Source organism: Polycladomyces subterraneus (assembly GCF_030433435.1).
Lineage (GTDB): Bacteria > Bacillota > Bacilli > Thermoactinomycetales > JIR-001 > Polycladomyces > Polycladomyces subterraneus.
Window position 1 is genome coordinate 165385 of the sequence record NZ_JANRHH010000037.1, and the last position, 232, is coordinate 165616.

1 protein-coding gene is annotated in these 232 nt (G+C 52.2%); it reads right to left on the minus strand.

From position 1 onward, the window contains the following. A partial coding sequence (locus NWF35_RS10870; protein ID WP_301239071.1) for an IS200/IS605 family accessory protein TnpB-related protein occupies positions 1 to 232 on the minus strand: 232 nt, incomplete at both ends.

A 232-nucleotide genomic window follows, 5' to 3' on the forward strand; every position in this document is an offset into this window, starting at 1 on the left:
TTTGCACTTGAAGCGGATACCGCTTCGGTTCGCCTTTTCGCGATGACCGCACTTGCAGGTTTGGCTGGTGTATTCGGGATTGACGATCTCCACCCGAATACCCGCCATCTCTGCTTTGTAGCGGATCATCTCTTTCAGCTGATAAAACGCCCAGGAATGCAGGTTCCGTCCGGCTTCTTTTTTTGACTTAGCTCGGTTCCGGATGTCCGTCAAGTCTTCCATGCGGATGATC